The sequence below is a fragment of the Bradyrhizobium sp. Crot121 genome (assembly GCF_059512385.1).
This window is the reverse complement of the sequence record NZ_JCAMOR010000063.1, coordinates 1-21,363: the sequence shown is the minus strand read 5'-3', so window position 1 is coordinate 21,363 and position 21,363 is coordinate 1. Positions and strand designations below refer to the sequence as shown.

Here is a 21,363-nt window from a genome sequence, read left to right as displayed (position 1 = left end):
CCGTGGCGTTAAGCCGCTCGCTTTTGACAATCATGATACGTATCCAGCACCTCCCCCCACCCCTGCGGGTCGTTCTTCTTCGGATCCTCATTTATGAAATGTGGCCCGGCATGCGCCGGAAGTCCTTGGTGTTTGTTGTATGCTTTGATTGCTTGTTCCGTAGCAACCTTCCCCAACTTTCGCCCCATATCCAGGTTGCTGTGATTCCATTTGAAGCTGATGTGCCCCGGCACCCGAATCTCGACGAGGGTGCCTTCCCACTTCTTGTTCCCGGATTTTGGTGGGTCGTACCGCACGTGGTATTTGAACAGCCTGACGTCATCTTCGCCAACGGTCGCTGCGAACAATTGACAGAGATTTGCCAGGGCATCGTGAAGGTTTTGCGGTTTGCGGACTTGCTTGGCATCGACGATCCTGCTCACCCATATTTCGTGCAGTGGATCGTCTGGCTTATCGTGCTCCTCGAGCAAGCTCTCGAAGTTGACCGTATCGACGAGCGCTCCTTCGCAGTATGTAACTCCGTCGATCCGTACGGTTTCTTCGACGAACGGAAGGGCCGAACACGCACATAGGCTGGATGCGCTGATAGGCCCCTTGTACTCCTTCTCGTCGGCTTTCTGGGTCATTGGACGGTTGGAAAACAACGCGAGCTTATGCGCGTCAAGATTCCAGGCGTTGTGAAATATGCATGGCGTTCCAGGCTTTTTCAGCGCCTCGAAATTGATGCTCTTCATGAACTGGCTGTGCGGATAGTTGATCCTGGAAAGGCCAGTGACATGGGACAGATACATCATGGACGTGAGATAACGAACGACAGGATTAGGTGCCAGCACCTGATTGAGAATCCATCCGTTGATGTCTCCACTGTCCAGGTTCGCGAGCTTCTTCCCGCCGTCCGTGCCAGGCTGTCGATCGAACCAGAGCGACATGGACTCCCTGTAGGCATTCATGATGCTGGATGGGCTCCATAAATCCTTGTAGGTATTGGGATCTGTGACGAAGTTGGTCACCGCCTTGCCAATGCTCTCCCAATCCGGGCCGAACACGGTGTTTATGGGAAAGCGCCTATAGCTTTCATCGTCCCGAAACACGCCATTCTTGAAGAATTGATAAGTCTTTTCCGCCCTATCTTTATTCGCAACTCGATCAAACTGATTATAGACGATCCCAACCCAAGCGCCGATGCAGGACAATGCCCACACATCAAAGGTTATATCTGCGTCGGCAAGAGCTTCCAGAACCCCAATGTGCAGCCCTGCTGCCGGACCGCCACCGCCGAGCGCTATCGCTCTCTTCACCATTGGTTCCTCCATCTAATTTGTCGTGTGGCTTATTCTCCGATCAAATTTCTGAATTGCGTGAAGAGACTAGTCGTTCTTGGATAGGCTCATAGATCCAGAATTGCGAATGTGTGCGACGAAGCGGTGGACGTCGATGTTCGACGCTTTCTCGAATATGCTGATCGCACTGGCGCACGCCGGGCAGGAGCCGCGATTAGCGTATCGCGCTCTGGCCCATCCATCTGTGAACCGGTTCACGCAAGATATTTATCGCTGACGATAGTACGCAGTACCTATAATCCAATCGCGGCTTCCGCAGTTGGCTCGAAACTGAAACAGATGGGGCACCTCAATGTCTGGTGAACCCGCTGCAAAATGTTCTGGTAAAACTACCTGCGTTTTTCGCTTGACACAACCAAAACTAGAACGTGTCATTCGAAAATATCACGCCATTTCCCGTTGGCGTTAGGCTCTGTTCGCAGCCATCGCGATGTTAGCCGTCGAATTTGGTGGCCCATCCAGAATGGCCAGACGACGATCGATGGCGCTGATGACCTGGCGCGAAAAAGGCCCAAGATGTGCGTAGGCCGCAATCATGGCCACCGCGATCCGCGCCGAGGACGAGTCTCGCTTGGCGCTGTTGAGGAAGGTTCGCCAAAACGGATCGTGCGCTTCGGGAATGGCGGTGACCACGCGATGCACGGTCTCCAGCGCCCGCACCTTGGCACGGACGTCACCGACGGGCAGTTCCTGACGTTGCCTCGAACGGTCGAGCATCGTCATCAACCGGTCGACACGCCTGGCATATGCGGCAGGATGATAGACGCTCTCCAGAATCTGTCTGTAGTCCATCAGGATGTCGCGCAACGGGCGCGTCGGATCGAAATTGATGCCGTCGGTGCACTGATCGCCGCCAATGGTTGGCCCCATATCGTGATTGGGGTGCAGCCGCCCTTCGCGGGCAAGACGACGCGTAAGCTGCGTGTTCGGCAAGGCATAGAGCAGGCCAACCATGCAGACGGGGATGGCGGCCTCCTCGATGAAGTCGACCATGGCGTCCGCGATCGAGACTTTCTCGCTATCGAAGCCCACGATGAAGCCCGCGGTGACGAGCATCCCGGCGCGGTATATCCTGTGAATGCTCTCCGCGATATCGCGCCTTGTGTTCTGCTTCTTCTTGGTCGCGGCCAGCGTCGCCGGGTCCGGGCTTTCGATGCCGACAAAAATGCCGAAGAAGTTGGCCGCGGCCATCATCTCCAGGAGTTCCCGATCATCGGCCAGATTGATCGAGGCTTCCGTCGAGAACTCGAATGGATAATCGTGCGCGCGCTGCCAGGCCGCGAGTTCCGGAAGAAACAGCTTGAGCGACTTCTTGTTGCCGATGAAGTTATCGTCGACGAAGTCGAGATGGCCGCGATATCCCATCTCGTAGAGCGCATCGAGCTCGGCAAGCATCTGCGGGGTCGTCTTGCTCCGCGGCACCCGTCCGTACAGTTCGATGATATCGCAAAACTCGCAGGTGAAGGGGCAGCCGCGCGAATACTGCACACCGAGATAAAGATAGTCTTCAAAATTGAGCAGGTCGAAGCGCGGCACCGGCGTCTTGGTGACGTCGGCCTGGAACTTGGGCGCTGTGAACACACCCGACCGGGCACCGCTCTCCCAAGCCGCAATGAACTCGCCAATAACACCCTCGGCCTCGCCGAGCACCTGAAAGTCGGCTGTGGCATAGATGTGCGGACTGGACGTCGGGTCGGGGCCACCGACGACCACCGGCTTGTCCTGTGAGCGACAAAGCTCGATCAGCCGCAGCGTGTCAGCCTGTTGCGGCAACATGCCGCCCGTGAAGACGACGTCAGCCCAGGCAAGATCATCGTCCGTGAGCGATGCCGTATTGCAGTCGACCAGGCGCACCGTCCAGTGGACCGGCAACATCGCGGCGACGGAAATCAGGCCGAGGGGAGCCGCGGGGCGGCGAACGCCCATCAACTTGCAGGATTCGCCAAAGCTCCAGAACGAGTCCGCAACGAAGCGCGGATAGAGCATAAGGACGTTGCACGGGGGCTGTGTGTCCATGTGTCCTAAGATGGCGTGTCCTAAGATGGCGTGTCCTAAGATAGCCCATGTCTCGGTCCATTCCCTTACGAAACGAACCTAGCCCCGGCAGGGGCGTACTAGAGCTAAGCTGATGATTCTTACGGGTGCAACAACCAGCTCCGGAGCCAGCAATTGGTACGGTCCTTTTTCCAAGGACGTGGCAGAAATGGCACGCAATTGAGCGATTTTTGTGTTCGCGCAGGATTGATACAGCAGCTCTTGAGGCTCAATTTTGGAACTCGCACTCTCCTGCGGCAATCTGCCGTCCACGATCCGCATCGCGGAGCATAATGCATGACCGACCTTACCTTGGCGAACGGCGATGTACGACTTGCCGCATCAGTCGATGGCCCGATAGATGCGGTGCCTGTCCTGTTTCTGCATGGGGCAAGCGTAAGTCGCGATACGTGGGATGAAACCAAGCAACGATTGACCAATCGATATTGCGTTTGGACGCTCGATTTTCGCGGTCACGGCTACTCTGATCGCGCGCCGAACTACAACCTTGCGGGTTATGTTTCCGATGCCGAGACTGCTCTGGCGGCCATTGGTCGTCCGGCAATCGTCGTTGGGCATTCGCTGGGCGCATGCGTGGCCGGTGTGCTCAGCCAAACCAATCCGAACATCCGAGCCGTGTTCCTTGAGGACCCGCCGTGGTTCCTGGGGCGTCTGGAGGAATGGAGCAACTCGATATTCTCGAAGTTGTTCTCACTCTTGCTGTTGCGGCTGACGAAATGGCAGCAGGAGCGTCCGCCGTTCACAACCTATGTCGAGTTTCTTTCGAATGGGCCTGACCGCTTGGGAGGTGTGGTCAAGGACCACATATCGGCTCGGCATTTGCTCAGCCATGCTTCCGCGATACAGCGCCTCGACCCGCGTTGTCTCCGTGATGACTGCTTGAAAGAGGCGTTGTCATCGATATCGACCGAGCGACCATTCCTGTGCCCGGCAAAGCTCGTCCGAGGCGAAGAACGGTTCGGAGGAGCATTTTCGGATGAACACGCCGGCAGTCTGCTGGCGACCAACCCCCATCTTGAAGTGGTCCAATATAAACAGTGCGGCCATCACCCCCATCGCATGCTGGGGTTTGAGCAGCGGTTCTTTGATGACCTTGAGGAGTTCATTGCGAAGACCTGATGGCGGTGGCGCCAGTCGATCGCAGGCGCCGAGGTGGGACGGTCCATTCCAACGATATTGGACTGAGCTGGAGGTTCCCTCCAATTCTCGAAAGGTCGCGACGATGCTGCGCATAGCCGATTCAGGTTCGCCCATTCAGCACACCTGCGCTCATGAACCTTTAGCCAATGGGCCGAGACCTACTAACAGATATGATTGAGCCCGCTGACCGGCCTCCTCCCTCATCTGGGGCGCGCTGGCAGTTTTTCTTTCTACCTCGGCAAGAGAAAATTCGGTCCTATTGTCAGCGATCTCACATTTCGTTCCTATCAAACTTGACGGGATCAGTCGGCAGGCAGATCGTGGTCGGAGCATGGTAATTCAGCTCGGCTAACCGCCAACCAGACGGTGGGTGGTGCCAATGCAGCAGATTGCAGACTGGCTTGATAAGCTTGGGCTTGGGCAATACGCGAAGCGTTTTGCCGAGAATGGGATCGATATTGGCATTCTTCCCGATCTGAAGGATGAGGACTTCGACAGGCTCGGAGTCCTGCTCGGCCATCGCCGTAAAATGCTCCGTGCGATTGCCGAACTCGATCAAGCCGAACTCATCACCCAGTCCGCGCGTCAGCATGGCGCCGAGAGACGCCATCTCACCGTTATGTTCTGCGACCTGGTGGGCTCGACCGCGCTCTCGGCACGCCTCGATCCCGAGGACATGTGGGAGGTGATCAGAGCCTACCGGGCTGCCTGCGCGAGGGTCATCGCCGCATATGACGGCATGATCGCCAGGTTTGTTGGCGATGGAATCCTCGCCTATTTCGGCTATCCCCGCGCACACGAGGATGACGCGGAGCGCGCAGTGCGAGCCGGCCTCGACATCACCGCCGCAATGGGAAAGCTCGAAACGCGCGTCGAAGAACGGGTCGAAGTGCGGATCGCGATCTCGACCGGTCTTGTGGTGGTCGGCGACCTCATCAGCGGAGGTGCGTCGGAGGAGCAGGCGATGGTCGGCGATACACCGAATCTCGCTGCCCGGCTCCAGAGCCTGGCGGAGCCGGGAGTGGTTGTGGTGTCCGCTTCAACGCGCCGGCTGCTCGGCGATCTATTCACTTTTCGCAATGTCGGCGACCGCGAGGTGAAGGGTATCTCCGATCCGATCGCGGTCTGGGCGGTCGAAGGTGCAGCCGCATCGGAGAGCCGCTTCGAGGCGGTGCGCACCGCGCGCTCGATCGGCTTTGTCGGCCGCAAGGCAGAAATCGAATTCGTGCTCTCGCGCCAGCAACTGGCGTGGCAGGGCCAGGGTCAAGTGGTGTTGATTTCCGGCGAGGCCGGAATCGGCAAATCGCGCCTTGTGGCAACGCTGGCCGAAAGCCTCGCGCTGGGGTCGCACCGCCGGGTGCGCTATCAGTGCTCGCCCTACCATACCAACAGTGCGCTTCATCCCTTCATCGCCCAGCTCGAACGGGCCGCCGGCATCACGCCACGGGACACGCCCGGGCAAACGCTCGACAAGCTTGAGGCAATGCTGGCGCTCGGAACGCGGCAGGTGGCGAGTGTGACGCCGCTTATTGCCGCGCTTCTTTCGATCGCAACCGGCGAGCGCTATCCGCCGCTCGGCCTGACTCCAGCGCAGCAGCGGCGACAAACATTCGCCGCGCTCCTCGACCAACTTGAGGGCTTGGCACGGCAGCAACCTGTGCTGATTGTCTGCGAGGATATGCATTGGGCTGACGCCACGACGCTCGAGCTGTACGACCTCGCGGTCGATCGGATCAGGGGACTGCCGATCCTCGTGCTCATGACATTCCGGCCCGAGTTCGAGCCGCCTTGGGCGGGCCTTGCCAACGTCAGCCTGCTGCGGCTCGAGCGGTTTGACCGGCAGGACACGCGCGCACTGGTCGAGCAGGTGGCTGTCGGCCGACAGGTGCCGTGCGAAATGATGACCCAGATCATCAACAAGACGGATGGCATCCCGCTCTTCGTTGAGGAACTGACCAAGATGGTGCTGGAGTCCGGGCTGCTCGTGGAAGAAGCCGGGCGCTATCGCCTCGATAATCCGCTACCGCCGCTCTCCATTCCCGCGACGCTGCATGACTCGCTCATGGCGCGGCTTGACCGGCTGGCGCCGGTCAAAGAGGTTGCGCAGATCGGCGCAGCCATTGGCCGCGACTTCTCATACACGCTGCTGCGATGTGTAGCGGGGCGGGATGAGCTGACGCTGAGCGCGGCGCTGGCGCAGCTCGAACAGGCCGAACTTCTGTCGCGCCGCGGGCGCCACCCGACGCGAGCTACAGCTTCAAGCATGCACTGGTCCAGGAAGCGGCTTACGAGAGCTTGCTCAAGAGCCGCCGGCAACTGCTGCATAAGCATATTGGCGATGTCCTTCGCGATCAGTTTCCGGGCATGGCCGAGACCGAGCCGGAAGTCGTGGCATATCACTTCACCCAAGCGGGGTTGAGCGGGACAGCCCTTGAGTGGTGGCGAAAGGCTGGCCAGCAGGCGCTGAAACGCTCGGCCTATTCCGAGGCGATTGCACATCTGGGCAAGGCCGTTGCCATTGCCGATGAACTGCCTCAAGAGCCTGATCGGATGCTGAGCAGGCTCCATCTTCAAATCGCATATGGCCGCGCGTTGCGAGGCAGTCTCGGGCACAGCGCTCCCGAGACGGTGGCCGCTTGGACGCGCGCCCGACAGTTCGCGGCTGATACCAATGATCCGGTCGAACTCGCGCCGATCCATTCGGGCTTGTTCAATGCATGCCTCACTCACGGCGAGATCGCGCCGATGCGGGAGTTGGCGGATGCAATCATTGGTGTCGCCGACCGACGACCGGAGTCGCCGATAGCCGCCATTGTCGCACACTGGACCAGCGGGGTGACCTGCTGGTTCGCCGGCGAGTACTTGAACGCGCGAATGCATCTTGAGCAGGCACTCGCGATCTATGGTGCCGAGCCGGATCCCGCGACATTCAGGGCGTCCGCGCTCGATCTGCCGTTCGTTATCATGAGGTTTCTTGCCCTGGTGCTTTGGCCGCTCGGAGCGATCGATCGCGCACGCCGGCTCGCTGCAGAAGCAGTAAGTGGCTCAGGAGAGAAGCGAGCGCTTGCTCAAGCCAATGCGCTCGTTCATCGGGCGGTTTTCGACGGGCTATGCGGGGGCATGTTGGAGCAAACAGAGACGATCCTGGCCTTGGGTCTGGCGCGCGACCATACGATGCCGTTGTATGTGGCCGCGGGCACCTATCTGAACGGCCTAGCAAAGTGGCGGGCGGGCGAGCGAATGGTTGGGCTCACGGAAATGCGCCGAGGCTGGACGTTGCTGCACGAGAATGACTGCTACCTCTGTGAGCCGTTTTGGGGGATGCATGTTGCCGTGGCGGATGCAGAGGCGGGCCAACCCGAGGCCGGGTTGGAAACTGTGAGGGAATTGATCGGGTGGGCGCAACAATCCGGCCAGCATTGGCTTGATGCCGAACTGCATCGCGTCCAAGGTGAGCTCTTGTTGCGCCATGACGCTGCGAACCTCTCCAGTGCCGAAGATGCCTTCAACAGAGCCCTGGAAATCGCCCGACACCAACAGGCAAGGACGTTCGAGCTACGCAGCGCACTTGGACTTGCGCGCCTGCACAATACAAATGGCCGGCCCGAGGCGGTATCCTCGGTGCTCGCTCCCGTCCTCGCTGAATTCGACGCGGGGTGGCAAGATCTCCCCGAAATCAAGGAAGCCGAAGGGCTGCTCGAGCATGCGCATTAGTCAGCCTGCCATTTCGGCTCATTCAAAGGCGACGTAGATGCCGGTCGGGATTCCCTTGCGTGCTCTTTCTTGTTTCGGAATAGCAGCACTTTCGGCGCTCTGTGCGTTTCACGTCGTGCGTGCGGCCTCGCCGGTGGCAGATAGTGTGTCTCTCGCAGAGACGGCGATGACGTGGAGTACCGTCAAGTATGCGACCGATGCGGAGGACGGATTTCTCAGCGGGTCGCTCGACAAGAACACGATCGTCGACCGCACGTTCAGGGCGCGCGTGCTCGAGAATCGATATCTGAAGGTAACACTCGTGCCCGAATTCGGCGGGCGCATTATTTCCATCATCTACAAGCCGACCGGCCACGAACAACTCTATCGCACGGATGTCGGCGTACCCTACGGGATCAAGGCCGGAAATTTCTACTACGACTGGCTGATGGTGTATGGCGGCATCTTCCCGACATTCCCGGATGCCGAGCACGGCAAAACGTGGCTGAAGCCGTGGGCCTTTGAGGTGGTCAAGGAGAGCACGGGCGAAGTGACGGTCGCGATGTCGCTTAAAGACAATTTCGACTATTCCGCGCGACCTGGCAAATTCAGGAGTTCAACCGGGATCGAAGCCACATACTATGTCACACTGAAAGCCGACCGGACCGCACTCGATACGCGCGTGGTGCTCAAAAATCGGCACGACAAGGCGATCCGGTACGAGTACTGGACATGCACGACGCTCGCTCCGGGATCGGATCCGAAAAACCCTAAAGCGACCGCCGGCGCCGAAATCATCGCGCCGATCCGAACTTATAGCACGCCCGCCTGGTCGGCCAATCTGGCAGATGGCGACGAGAGCGCGGGGATGGGCAGGCGGCGCTTCGAAAACCTGCGCTTCTTCAAGAACTGGCCGACGATGGGCATCGCCTACGCGGCACCCGATATGCAGGGCGGGAATTTCTGGGGCGTGATCAACCATGACAACGAAGAAGGAATTTTTCGCATCGCGGACAACAGGCTGACGCCGGGCTTGAAAATGTGGACGTGGGGATTTCCCTCGTTCACTGGCGAAACCGATCCCCGCAAGGAGCCGAATGAGTGGCGACCATACGTCGAATTATGGGCAGGCGTGTCGGACCAATTTTTCCATAGCGCTGACTTTCCCGCGCTGGGTGAAGTCTCGATTCCGGAAACCTACAGTCCGACGGTCGGCATGAGGAACGTGACGCATGCGAATGAGAATATCCTGATCAATCTTTCGGCCAAGGCGTCTAGCGTCGCTGTTCAGTTCTTCAGCATCGAACCGGCCGCCCCGCTCCGCGTAACATTGAAACGCGGCGACACGGCACTGTTCGACGACATCGTGAAGGCCGACCCGAAAAATGGAAATCGCATTTCGGCAACGATCCCTGACGGCAGCAGCGGCGAACAGGTGAAGCTGACGATCAGGACCACCAATGGAAAAGAACTGATCGCAGCCGAGGCGACAATAAATTGACTTCTTTCCTCATGCCGCGAGTTGTGGACGGAACAACACATCGACGCCGTAACTGGTCGCATTGTAGGTGCTGGTCGGGAACAGGCTGCCCGATCCATACGCATACACGCCATTGCCTCCGATCGAAGCCGATGATGGTGCAGTCAGCGGCCCGTTGCTGACCGCCGAGCTGAACATGCCGGGATCGGCGGAGTAGTTTCCTGAGGTGTGATAGGACGCAACATACGTTGTCCCTGCAGTGATCGTGACCGGCGCAGCGAAGTTGACCTGCTGCCAGCCGCTGGCCGTCTCATTGGTGAAGGTGGCGGTGGCAAGCAGGGTGCCGGTGCTGCTCCAGATATTCGCGGTATGGGTGCCGGTATTCGATGGGCCCTTGTAGAAGCGCAACCCGGTGATGTCGCCGGCGCTGGACGATTGGAATTTGAACCCGAGCTCCACCGACTGCGGATCATTGACTGACACCACGCTCGGTGTCGGATTGGAGCCGAACAGGCTTATGATGCTCGCGGATGCTGGGTTGACGGTCAGGGACGCGGATGCGGTCGCTATCCCGCCCTGGCCGTCGGAGACGGCGTAACTGAACGACGCCGGTCCCGTATAGCCGGAGTTGGGTGTGAAGGTGATGGTGTTGGTCTGGGCGTTGAAGCTTGCGGTGCCGTTGACGCCGTTGCTGACGCCCGTGATCGTCAGGACATCGCCATCCGGATCGCTGTCGTTGGCAAGCAACGCGGAGGCTGCAATCGAGATCGGCGAGTTCTGAGTGGCGCTGAAGCCGGAGTCGTTGGCCGCGACGGGCGCCTGATTGGCGGCGCCGCTCGCCGGACTGAACAGCACGTCCACCCAGTAGTTGGTGGCACCGAAGGTGCTGGTCGGGAACAGGTTGTCCGCGCCATAGGTGTAGACGCCGTTATTGCTGCCGGATGCGGTGAGCGGGCCATTGACACGTGAAGACGTGAAGTAGTTGCTGGTCGACGCGTAGCGGCCGTTGCTGTGAAAGCTTGCCACATAGGTGGTTCCGGCGGTGATCGAGACAGGATCGCTGAAGGTCACCGTCTGCCATCCACTGCTGGTCTCGTTCGTGAACGTGGCGGTCGCCAGCAGCGTGCCGGTGCTGCTCCACAACGAACCTGTGTGGGTGCCGGTGTCACCGGCGCTTTTGTAGTATTTGATGCCGTTGATGGTGCCGGCCGCAGAGGACGTGAACTGCACCCCCAGATTGACCTGGGCCGTGTCAGAATCGGCGAGAATCGCTGGTGTGTCGGAGCTTGAGAACAAGCTCACCGTCGGCGGGATCACTGTCAAATTGGCTGTTGCAGTCGCGGTGCCGCCGCGCCCATCGGAGATGGCGTAGCTGAAGGACGCGAGCCCGGTGTAGCCGGCGTTCGGCGTGAAGGTGATGACATTGGTCTGGGCGTTGAAGCTGACGGTGCCGTTGACGGCGCCGCTCACACCGGTGATGGTCAGCGGATCGCCATTCGGATCGGTGTCATTGGCAAGCAGGGCCGATGCGGCAATGGTCAGAGCCGTATTCTGCGTGGCGTTGTAGCCGCTGTCGTTGTTGGCAACCGGCGGCTGGTTGGCTACCGGATTCACTGTCAGACTGACCGTTGCAGTTGCCGTGCCGCCCTGTCCGTCGGCGATGGCGTAGCTGAAGGACGCGGGCCCGGCATAGCCGGCGGTCGGGGTGAAGGTGATCGTATTGGTCTGGCTGTCGAAGCTGACCGTGCCGTTGACGGCGCCGCTCGCGCCCGTGATTGCCAGTGTGCCGCCGTCCGGATCGGTATCGTTGGCAAGCAGCGCCGCCGCCGCAATCGTCAGCACCGTGTTCTGCGTGGTGTTGTAGCCGCTGTCGTTGTTGGCAACCGGCGGCTGATTGCTGGCGCCGCCGGACGGCGCGAACACGACATCGACCCAATAGTTGGCGGCGTTGTAGGAGCTGGTCGGGAAGATGCCGGAGGTGCTGGTGCCGCCATAGGAGTAGACGCCGTTGCCGCCGGCGGCAAGGCTGGACAGCGCGGTCAAAGGACCGTTGGTAACGGCCGCGGTGAAGTAGTTGTTGGTCGCAACATAGGCGCCGGTGGTGTGATAGGAAGCAACATAGGTGGTGTTGGCGGCGATCGAAACCGCTGATGACAGCGTGACGGTCTGCCAACCGCTGGCTGAGGTGTTGGTAAAGGTGGCGGTGGCGAGACGAGTGCCTGTTGACGACCAGAGATCGAGGGTGTTGATGCCGGTGTCGCTCGCGCTGCGATAGAACCTGAGCGCCGTAATCTGCCCGGCGACCGAGGACGTGAACTTCATCCCGACTTGGATCTGGGATCCGTCATTGAGGTCGGTCAGAGCCGGTGTGCTTGACGCGCTGAACAGGCTGACGGGAGCCGCCCCTGGCGGTACCACGGTGAAGCTGACGGTGGCCGATGCCGTACCGCCGCGCCCATCGGAGATCGTGTAGGTGAAGCTCGCCGGACCGGTGTAGCCGGCATCGGGTGTAAAGGTGATGGTGTTGTTCTGCGGATTGGGCTGCGCGTTGAGCACGACGGTGCCGTGTGTTGCTGCACTCACGGCGATGACGCTGACCGCATCCCCATCGGGATCACTGTCGTTCCCGGTCAGGGACGACGCCGCAATCGTCAGGGCCAGATCGCGGGTCGCAATCGGTCCGTCGTCATTGGCAGCTATGGGCGCGCTGTTGGTGACCGAAGGATTGAACATGACGTCAACCCAGAAATTCGTCGCCGCGAACGTGCTCGTCGGGAACGCGATATTGCTGCTGTAGGTATAGACGCCATTGCCATTGCCGAGAGCGGTCAGCGGACCGCTCGTCACATTGCTCAAGAAATAGTTCACGCTGGCGGAGTAATGGCCCACATCCGTATGATAGGAGGCGACGTAGGTGGCTCCGGGCGTCAGCGAAATCGGGTTGGAGAAGGTCACGCTCTGCCAGCCGCTGGCGGTTTCGTTTGTGAATGTGGCCGTTGCCAGCAAGGTGCCGGTGCTGCTCCAGAGCTGGCCGGTGTGGGTGCCGGTATCCTGGCTGCCCTTGTAGAAACGGATGCCGCTCACGGTGCCGGCAACCGACGTCTGGAATCTCACGCCGAGTTCGACGGCGCTTGCATCGGTGGTGTTGACGGTGTCGGGGGTGGCCGAGCCCGGAAACAGCGAGACGTAAGTCGGAGCCTCGACGGTCACGGTGCGCCCCACGGAAGGCGTTTCGAGATTGATGCTGTCGTCCACCGCGCGCGACATGATGGTGTAGGTCCCGGCGACCTGCGGAGACCAGCTATAGGACCATGTCTCGTCACCAATCGCCGGATGCCAGCTCAAGCCCCCGTCGGTCGATACTTCCACGCCGGCGATCACGCCGCCGCCGACATCCGATGCCGTGCCGAAAATCGTGACCACGTCTCCGGCTCTGATGTTTGCCAGCGCGTTGACGCTCGAGGTCGGCGCGGTCTGATCCGTGGAGCCGGTGGAGGCGACCAAATCCGGCTGCAGCGTTCCCGGCTGAATACCCATGTCGGCGAGCAAGTTGACCATCGACTGTTGCACGCGCGAGTCAGTGGGCGTTGGCGTCAGGTCGTGATTGTCGCTCAAACCCCACGCCCAGTAGACCGTTCCGGCGGCGAAGACCAATGCCTTGCTTGCCGCGCGGTAGAGCGTCAGGTTATGGGTCGAGATGGCGCTTCCCGTCGTGTTGCCGTAATCAAGGAGGTAGCTGTTGACCGGAACCGTCGTCGAGGAGAGCCGGACTAGGCCCGCGGGATCGAATCCATTGTCGACCGCTTCGTCCCACTCATAGCCGAGGTAGTTCCTGGTCAGCGTCGCTGTCTGCCCCGGCTGAAGATTCGCAACGCTGGTGTAGCGCCAGAAGCGCAGATTGGCGTCGTCGTAGGGAATTGTGATTGCCTGCAGGCCGCTGCCTTGGCCGACGTCATCGACCTGGAACATCTGTCCGATCAATGCATTTTCCGGGCTTCCTCCGCCGAGCGCCGGCGGGCTGAGGCGGGGATCACGGAACGTCCCGGTCCACTCGTCGCTTGGATCGATCGATGCGTCCGGTGACCAGGTCTCCTTGTAGGAGATCAAGGTGCGATAGGCCGTGCCGTCGCTGCTGATGCTGTTGCCCCAGCGCGTGCGCCAATACATCTCGTTGCCGCTCCAGAACGCCAGATTGACACCGGCATCGCGGGCCGCCTCGACATTGGCGCGCTGTTGCCCCGACCAGTACTCGTCATGACCAACGTCGAGATAGAGCTTGTGATTGAGGAGCAGACTGCCGTAACGGTCCGTGTCAACACCCGACATGTAGGAGACGTCGTAGCCGTTCTGCTCCAGCCAGTAGATCGCCGCGTATTCAGCGCCGAACAGATAGTCCTGCGGACCTGCAAAGCTTCCAACGCTGCCGCGGGTGGCAATCGGCCGGTTGTAGCTCACCGCGTAGGCGCGTCCCGCACCTTGACCTGTGGCAGGGCCGTTGCCGCCATAGAAATTCGCACCGCCCCAGCCGTTATAGGCCTGCCAGGTCGTGTCAGAGGTCTGAAAGATGACGTCGCTGGTGCTGCTGTCATCCCTGACGATGAACGGGATGTGATTGGCGCCTTCAACACCGTCCTCGCGTACGAGCTTTGCGATGTAGACGCCTGACACGGCATCCTCAGGAACCTCCCAGGAAGCCGAAACAGACCAGTTGCCGGCATCGACCAGGCCGGTCGTGTCGTCACGCAGCGGCGCCGGCTGGTTCTGCACACCGGTGTGCTGGATGGTGTGGACCTTTCGCGCACCCATGCCGCCGTAATAGCCGAGGCGGTAGATGTCGATCCGATAGTTCGATGAATCCGTGTTGATCTTGAAATCGATCTGGTTGCCACGATTCACGCTGATATCGGTGGCAAAACCTTCGATATTCGAGCTGCCAGCACCCTCGATATCCCATTCGCTTTGCGGATTTCCCGTCTTCTGGTTCTCGAGCACGATTGGGTTCGTGGAAGTCGCGGCGGCCGCGAGTGCGTTGGGCGACGTACTTGTGTTGGCCTGCCGCCCCGCAGGAGAAAGCTCTGCAGTCGTCACCGAGCCTGATAGAATTCCGATTTCACCTTTCCCCGTACCGATACCAGTCTCGCCGCCTCCCGGCAGCGTGCGCCAGCTCGCCCCTCCGCCTAGTAGTGCATTCCAATTTGCGAGCGGCGCAATGTTCTCCAAGGACATGGAGACACTGGTCGAGGCGCCCATGGCCCCGGCGCGGCCGGTCAACACGAAATCTGCTCCGCCAGACACGCGGCTGCCGTGCAACTGCGCCGACGCCGCATTGGCTGCTCTCTGATCGAGCAATTGTGTTGGAGCAATGAAGTAGCCGCAGCCGCAAACCTGCGCGACTGCTGGAGGTGTGGAAGATCCGAAAATGTTGGCAGTCGCAGTCGAAGGCACGTGACCAAGGATGACCACAGGATTTGGCGGCGCTGGTTCGGCCGCCGCGGAGGCTGGCGCTCGGACTTCTGTCGTCAACGCTGCAAATCCGGCGTCCGATGTTGCAGCGGATGCCGACGCCGCGGCACCTGAGGCGCTCAGACCCAGGCCCTCCTGCAAATTCCGCGCGGCGAGCAGCGACAGCGACTCGTCTTGGTCTGAAGCTGAAACTCGGACATTTCTTCGCAGGAGAGTGCGTGGCCACGTCTGCAATCCGAGAGCGATGCGGCCCAGACCAAAATCTTCGTATAACGACCTCATGCGATGACACCGCCTTAAAATATTTAATTCTCCCAAATTAAATATTAATCTCCGTTTAATTCAATTTGCTGTTCTGTCGCACCCCAGCCCTTGCTGAACAACCCGATGCCGATCTTCGTCAAACTGACAGTGGATAGTCGTGATTTTCTAATGGGTTGAATCCAGCCGAACTTCCCTTCTTGGCACAAATGGATTTCAAATCAGGAGATATTCAATTTGCGCTTGAATGGAGCAGGCAAAGCGCCCGCATGCGAATTGCATAGCGCCGCCTGCTTGGCGGCATGCGCTGCATGGTCGCGCAACTCATCGCTGCGCGAACCAGTGCGTCTTTTGGATTAATCAGTTCGACGCCGGCCGATCCGCTCGACGCGCGAGACAACACCGTCACGCGTGACGGGTCTCGCATGCGGAATCCAGATCGTGCTGGTCGCGACCGAAGCGACGTGCATTGCGGAGGCAAGGCGGATGCGCGCTAACGCGAACGCCTTGCCTCGACGCGATGAAGCCATCTATCTAAAGATTCTATCTAAAGATATGGGCCGAACCGCGCGGAGACGGAATCGGCCAAGCATTCCCATCGCGAGCCTCGCAAGCAGGAGTGTCAAGCTACTTGGTGCTCAGTGAAATGCCGAGGGCAGATGCTTTCACGGTCACCGCTGCGGGTGACCTCTTGAGAGACTTTGCGATTTTGTCTCGACCACGCTTCTCTTTCGCCATGGTCTTGAGCGTCTTCAGGTCGTCCTTCGACCATAACACGCGCGTGGCTTTCTTTTTCTTCGCCATTACAACTCCTCTTCAAGAGCCATGTTTTACGAACCCAGGCTAGTCCGGTCAAGGAACATTGACTGCAGGCATTGGAGCAGTTGGATACGGTCGATAAGCACCGTGGTGCGTTGCAGCCACGATGACGAAAAGAATAGCAAATACGATGATGGCGCGCATAGTCAGGCTCCGCATGAAACCTATCTAACACTCAATGATCTCGGGCATTGTGAACTAGCTCACCAGTTCCAGTGGATCGCGACGTTCATGACGCCTATGCCGTGCACACGCGGGAGCCTCGGCCGAGCGGAGAGCATGTGACGATATTCATGATGGCAGCATCGCCCCGGCTCCAAGCCACTGTTTGACCAGCGAGGCCAATGTGCCGTCGGCCGCAAGCGCGGCCTGCGCACCGCCAATCGCATCGCGCAGCGCGATGTCTCCTTTGCGGACACAGATGCCAAGGTGCTCCACAGTGATGCCGGTCTGAACGACCCCAAGCCTCGGCCGGCCGCGCACGAACCAAGCCGTGACGGGTGCGAGTTTCATGAAGGCGTCGCAGCCTCCGCTTGTCAGATCATCGAGCGCTTGCTCGATCTCGTGATAAGCATAGACGCGCACCCGCGCAGCACGATTTTCCGCGACCAGTTTCTCAGCAACTGGCTGGCTGGTATTCCCCTGCTGCACTCCGACGACCAGACCTTTGAGATCGGCGATGCCATGTACATCCGGATTGCGGATGACATCGACGACAAGTGATTGGCCTGAAATCGCATAGGGCGTGCAGAAATCGGCCTTTGCTTCCCGGCCCGGCGTGATGGTGGTGCCAGAGGCGACGCAGTCGTATCTGCCGGCATCCAGACCGGCGAAGATGCCGTTGAAATCGGAGCCCGTGTACGGGACCAGCCGCCATTCGCGGCCGAGCATCCCGGCGATGCGCTGCACCAGCGCAATGTCGAATCCCGCCGGGCCATCGCTCGTCAAGAACTCGAATGGCGGATCGGGAAGCGCTGCTCCCACTCTCAAGGTTGACACGGCTATGACCTTTGCTGCGCTAAACTCAAGGACAGGCGGGCCGACTTGCGCCTGGCGATAGCTCTGTATTCAGCCATGATAGGCAAACAGCTCGATTGGCTCGCTGAAGCCTCGCACCGGATATTCGCCGACACGTTCGAGATCGAAATCGCTTTTGACGAAGTCGGCGAACGCGCGGGACAGCAGCACCTTTCGACCCAATTGTTTGGTCAGGGTTTCGAGACGCGATGCCATGTTAACCGCGGGACCGATAACGGTGAAGTCGAGGCGGGTACGCGACCCGATATTGCCGTACATGACGTCGCCGACATGGACGCCGATACCGTAATTCAGCGGTTCACGACCGGTTTCGCCATTCTTTTCGTTCAGGGCAATCACCGCCTGACGGGCTTCGGAGACGGCGTGCAACAGATTTGCGCAGGCCGACGGCTGGCTGAGCGGAAAGATGGCGAGCAGACCGTCGCCGATGAATTTCAGTATTTCCCCGCCATGTCGCGCAATCGGCTCCGACATCGCGTCAAAATACCCGTTCAGAAGATCGATGACATCATCGCGCGGCCAGTTATCGGAGATCCTGGTGAAATCACGCAGATCGCAGATCATGATGGCGGCGCGTACCGTGGTTCCGCTGCCGCGCCTGGTGGCGCCGGCCAAAATCAGTTCGCCGGCGTGCGACCCGACATAGGTTTCAAGCAGCGTTCGCGCCAGCCGGTTCTTGATACGGATTTCGCTGACCAGCGCCAGAATCGGTAACAGTTTTAGCAGGCTGGCGATATGCGCGTCGTCGAAACCTCCGACCCGGTCGGTTGCGAAGGTCACGATGTGCCGTTTGCCGAGCGTATGATATAGCGGCCAAGCGACATAGTCGGTCAGGCCCTTGGCCCGCATTTCGTCATAGATGGCGTGCTTACGGCCGAGCGAAGGATCACGTTCGAGATTTTCGCGTACCTCGAGGGCACCATCGCGAATTTCGTTTGCCGGACTGCCGATGTATTCGGATCGCCCTATGACATCGTAATCGACTCTCTCAATCTTGGCCTCACGCATTCCGTCGACCCACATCATCCGGGCGCCGAGCCATTGAGGATGGTGGATCAGGATATGAAGCGACGCCCGCTTGACGGGAATGCCCGCGCGCTGAAGGCGCATACACATCTCGGCGAAAATATTGTCGATGAAGCGCTCATCGCGCGTGTCGTTGGTCAGCCAGTGCACAACGTCGTCGTCGGAATACGCGGTGCGGGGATCAATGTTTGGCGGCGGGTTCATAGCTTGTTCCTCGGTGGTGACCTGGATCGACAGTAGAGGATATGTCGTGTCCCTGCCCGGCGGCGTCAACGAAGTCCGCCGCAATTTGCTTGCGCGCGCATCGGGTTGTTGGGGAGTTGCCGCCCTGTCCGGCGCGGGAGGCCGCAGGGTAGCGCAAAAGCGCCCGTTCTGCTCCCGTAGCGGCCCGTTGCCGATCCGGAAGCAACGGCGCGAGAGCAGCTCAAGCTTCGTGCAGGATTGACCGCAAGCGCGCCGCCAATTCTGACATGCGGAACGGTTTGTCGATAATCGGAAATTCGCCTACCGCCTGATGGCGGTCCAGCGCGTCGCCCGCATAGCCCGACGCAAGCAGAATCTTGATGCCCTTGTTCAATTTCCTCGCTTCGCGGGCAACCTCAATGCCGTTGATCCCGTTTGGCATCACGATGTCACTTAGCAGGAGGTCAAATTCCTCGCTCCGGAGCAGCCGAAGCGCTTCCGTGCCGTTCCGAGCGCAACGAACCTGATAGCCCGACCTGGTCAGCATCGCCGACGTGAGGTCCAGAAGATCGTCGTTGTCCTCGACAACCAGGACGCGCTCCGAACCGGTCGGAAACGCTTGGGGTTGGGCGTCTTCAGTTTCGACGTCAGGCGTTTGCGTGGCTTTGGGCAAGTAGAGGGCGACAGTGGTCCCCTTTCCCAATGCACTCTCGATGGCAATGTGTCCCCCGGACTGACGGACAAAGCCGTAGACCATGCTAAGGCCAAGCCCGGTGCCCTTGCCGACCTCCTTCGTTGTGAAGAAGGGCTCAAACACCCGGTTCCGCACCTCGGGAGGCATTCCAGAACCGGTGTCCCTGACGGACAGCCTGACATACGATCCGGGCAAGCACCCCGCCGCGGCTCCTTCGCCCACGACGACGTTCTTCATCTCGATGTCGAGCACGCCGCCATTGGGCATGGCGTCGCGCGCGTTCAGGGCCAGATTGAGGAGAGCGGTCTCCAGCCGCGCCGGATCGACATGGCACAGCCACAATCCTTCGCTGGTCCACACCTTGACCCGGCATGCTTCCCCAACCGCCTTGCGGATGATGCCCTGGAACTCGGAAACAAGCTGGTTTGCGTTGACCGGTCTTGGATTCAATATCTGCCGGCGCGAGAAGGCAAGAAGCTGCGCGGTCAGCTTTGCCCCTCGATCGACAGCACGCCGCGCGGCCGCGGCGGAGTGCCGGATCTTGCCGATATCATCACCGGCCTCGATGAGTTCGAGGTTCGCGGAGACCACCGTGAGCAGATTGTTGAAGTCGTGCGCGACGCCGCCGGTGAGCTGGCCGACGCTCTCCATCTTCTGGCTCTGATGAAACTGCTCCCTCGCTTCGGACAATTCGTGCTCACGGTGCTTCAGCGCATCGGCCATGGCGTTGAACGCCCTGGCGACCCGTGCGATTTCCGAATTGCCCGCGATGTCCAGACGCCGGCCGAATTCGCCGAGCCGCCAGCGGTTCGCAGCGTCAACCAATTGCGCAAACGGGCGCTGGATGAACCGTTGGGCGCCCCACGCCGTCAGGATCAAGACGATCAGGGCGCTCATGAGGATGAACAACAGGTCGCGCTGCGTGCGATGTTCGATCTTGGTGAAAGTCTGCGCCTTGCCGAGGCCGTAGCTGACAAGAAGATCTTCCCCCACAGCGGCGAATGCGACAGTTCTTCGCACGCCGTCAACGTTCACCATATCAGCTACAGTCCCGTTGGAGAGCGTCGGATCTTTGCCGGCAGGCAGCTTCTTGCCGACGAACAGGGCATTGTCAGGATAGCGAGCGAGACAGATGCCGTTGCGGTCGGTGATGGCGAGCGCGGCTCCCTCCGGAACGCCCTTTTTCGCGATATAGTCTGCGAGCCAATCAAGGCTGAGAGATGCTATGACGACGCCACCCATGTGGTTTTCGTCCTCGTAGAATGGCAGCGCAAACTGGAGGACGCTGCGACCGGTATTTCGGCCGAACGCGAACTCTCCAATTGTGAATTTTCCGGTCCTCACGGCGTTCGCGAAGTAGGCACGTCCAGTGGCGGGAGCCAGCTTATGCACTACGGGAGCTACCCTATGCTCCGTGAATGAGGAGCAGAAGGCACTGGCATTCATGTCGACCACGATAAAGGAGATGAACTCCGGATATTGTTGCTTGATCCGGGACAGGTAGGCATCGCATTCCTGGACGTCCTTGGCCTTTATCGCCGGAACCTCCGAGAGCGCAATCAAAGCCTGGCGAACTCCCTGGACGATCTGCTGCTGCTCAGCGGCGGCGAGCTTGGCGAGGCCGAGCGCTTCGTCCTGTACTTCGACCTCGCGCGTGCGACGCAGGTCGATCTCATTGTACGCCTGTATCGCGATTGCCGGCAGTATGGCGGCTGCCACCAGCGCGAACAAGCGTGATAACAGGCTGCTCATTTCGACCTTTTCCTACGCATGATCGGCGGCATCAGACCGACCGTGCCCAGTCCACCGACAAGCGCCATTGCATCAAGAGTTCTCCGAACTGCGATCGGAAACGACGCCATCAAGCGGTGGCGCTATTCCGAGCCTTCATTGACCAGTTCGTCGCGGAGAAGTGGCACCCACGGCCGTGAAGACAGGCTGGCCCATGTCGATGCCAGGGATGGCAGAGCGACGAGAAGACTGGCGGCAGGTGACCCTATGGCGGCACGCGTAGCATTCAACAGCCTCACGAACCATTGAGCCCTAAGGCCCAATGCAGCGTCCTCGGACTGGGCGCTCGACATCGCTGGAGCTCTAGGTCGCGTGGACAGTTATGTTAGCCAGAGCAGAGTTGCGGCGATAGCGGCGATAGCGACGACAGCGAAGTAATT

Annotated in this window: 9 protein-coding genes and 1 pseudogene; 3 read left to right on the top strand and 7 right to left on the bottom strand. The window is 59.9% G+C overall.

The window, feature by feature from the left end; all coding sequences use genetic code 11:
- Positions 1–8 precede the first annotated feature (8 nt).
- Positions 9–1,301: a patatin-like phospholipase family protein gene (locus tag AC5ZGW_RS34880; RefSeq protein WP_245474766.1), complete on the bottom strand. Its 1,293-nt coding sequence runs from the start codon at positions 1,299–1,301 to the stop codon at positions 9–11.
- 444 nt (positions 1,302–1,745) lie between these two features.
- Positions 1,746–3,356 carry a B12-binding domain-containing radical SAM protein gene (locus AC5ZGW_RS34875; protein WP_130226557.1) on the bottom strand — a complete coding sequence of 537 codons (1,611 nt, stop codon included), beginning with the start codon at positions 3,354–3,356 and terminating at the stop codon, positions 1,746–1,748.
- Positions 3,357–3,671: 315 nt separating this feature from the next.
- Between AC5ZGW_RS34875 and AC5ZGW_RS34870 the strand changes: the two genes are divergently transcribed.
- The 3 genes and pseudogenes from AC5ZGW_RS34870 (at position 3,672) to AC5ZGW_RS34860 (ending at position 9,729) form a co-directional block, all read left to right on the top strand.
- The gene (locus tag AC5ZGW_RS34870) at positions 3,672–4,514 is read left to right on the top strand and encodes an alpha/beta fold hydrolase (RefSeq protein ID WP_130226558.1); all 843 of its coding nucleotides are present in this window, start codon (positions 3,672–3,674) and stop codon (positions 4,512–4,514) included.
- A 400-nt stretch (positions 4,515–4,914) separates the two neighbouring features.
- Positions 4,915–8,249, top strand: a pseudogene (locus AC5ZGW_RS34865) (adenylate/guanylate cyclase domain-containing protein).
- A gap of 37 nt (positions 8,250–8,286) precedes the next feature.
- Positions 8,287–9,729, top strand: coding sequence for a DUF5107 domain-containing protein (locus AC5ZGW_RS34860; protein WP_130226559.1), 1,443 nt, complete (start codon positions 8,287–8,289; stop codon positions 9,727–9,729).
- 9 nt (positions 9,730–9,738) lie between these two features.
- Here the strand turns inward: AC5ZGW_RS34860 and AC5ZGW_RS34855 are convergent, their stop codons facing one another.
- From AC5ZGW_RS34855 to AC5ZGW_RS34835, 5 genes are all read right to left on the bottom strand, one after another.
- Positions 9,739–14,982, bottom strand: a complete 5,244-nt coding sequence (locus AC5ZGW_RS34855) for a DUF4082 domain-containing protein (RefSeq protein WP_245474769.1) — start codon at positions 14,980–14,982, stop codon at positions 9,739–9,741.
- A gap of 1,077 nt (positions 14,983–16,059) precedes the next feature.
- Positions 16,060–16,236 carry a hypothetical protein gene (locus tag AC5ZGW_RS34850; protein WP_165421322.1) on the bottom strand — a complete coding sequence of 59 codons (177 nt, stop codon included), beginning with the start codon at positions 16,234–16,236 and terminating at the stop codon, positions 16,060–16,062.
- A gap of 306 nt (positions 16,237–16,542) precedes the next feature.
- Positions 16,543–17,250, bottom strand: a complete 708-nt coding sequence (locus AC5ZGW_RS34845; RefSeq protein WP_130226561.1) for an ABC transporter substrate-binding protein — start codon at positions 17,248–17,250, stop codon at positions 16,543–16,545.
- Positions 17,251–17,319: 69 nt separating this feature from the next.
- Entirely contained in the window at positions 17,320–18,519 is a 1,200-nt protein-coding gene (locus AC5ZGW_RS34840) for an adenylate/guanylate cyclase domain-containing protein (protein ID WP_130226567.1), read from the bottom strand.
- A 220-nt stretch (positions 18,520–18,739) separates the two neighbouring features.
- Positions 18,740–20,944 (bottom strand): ATP-binding protein, encoded by a 2,205-nt coding sequence (locus AC5ZGW_RS34835; RefSeq protein ID WP_130226562.1) that lies wholly within the window; start codon positions 20,942–20,944, stop codon positions 18,740–18,742.
- Between the last annotated feature and the right edge of the window lie 419 nt (positions 20,945–21,363).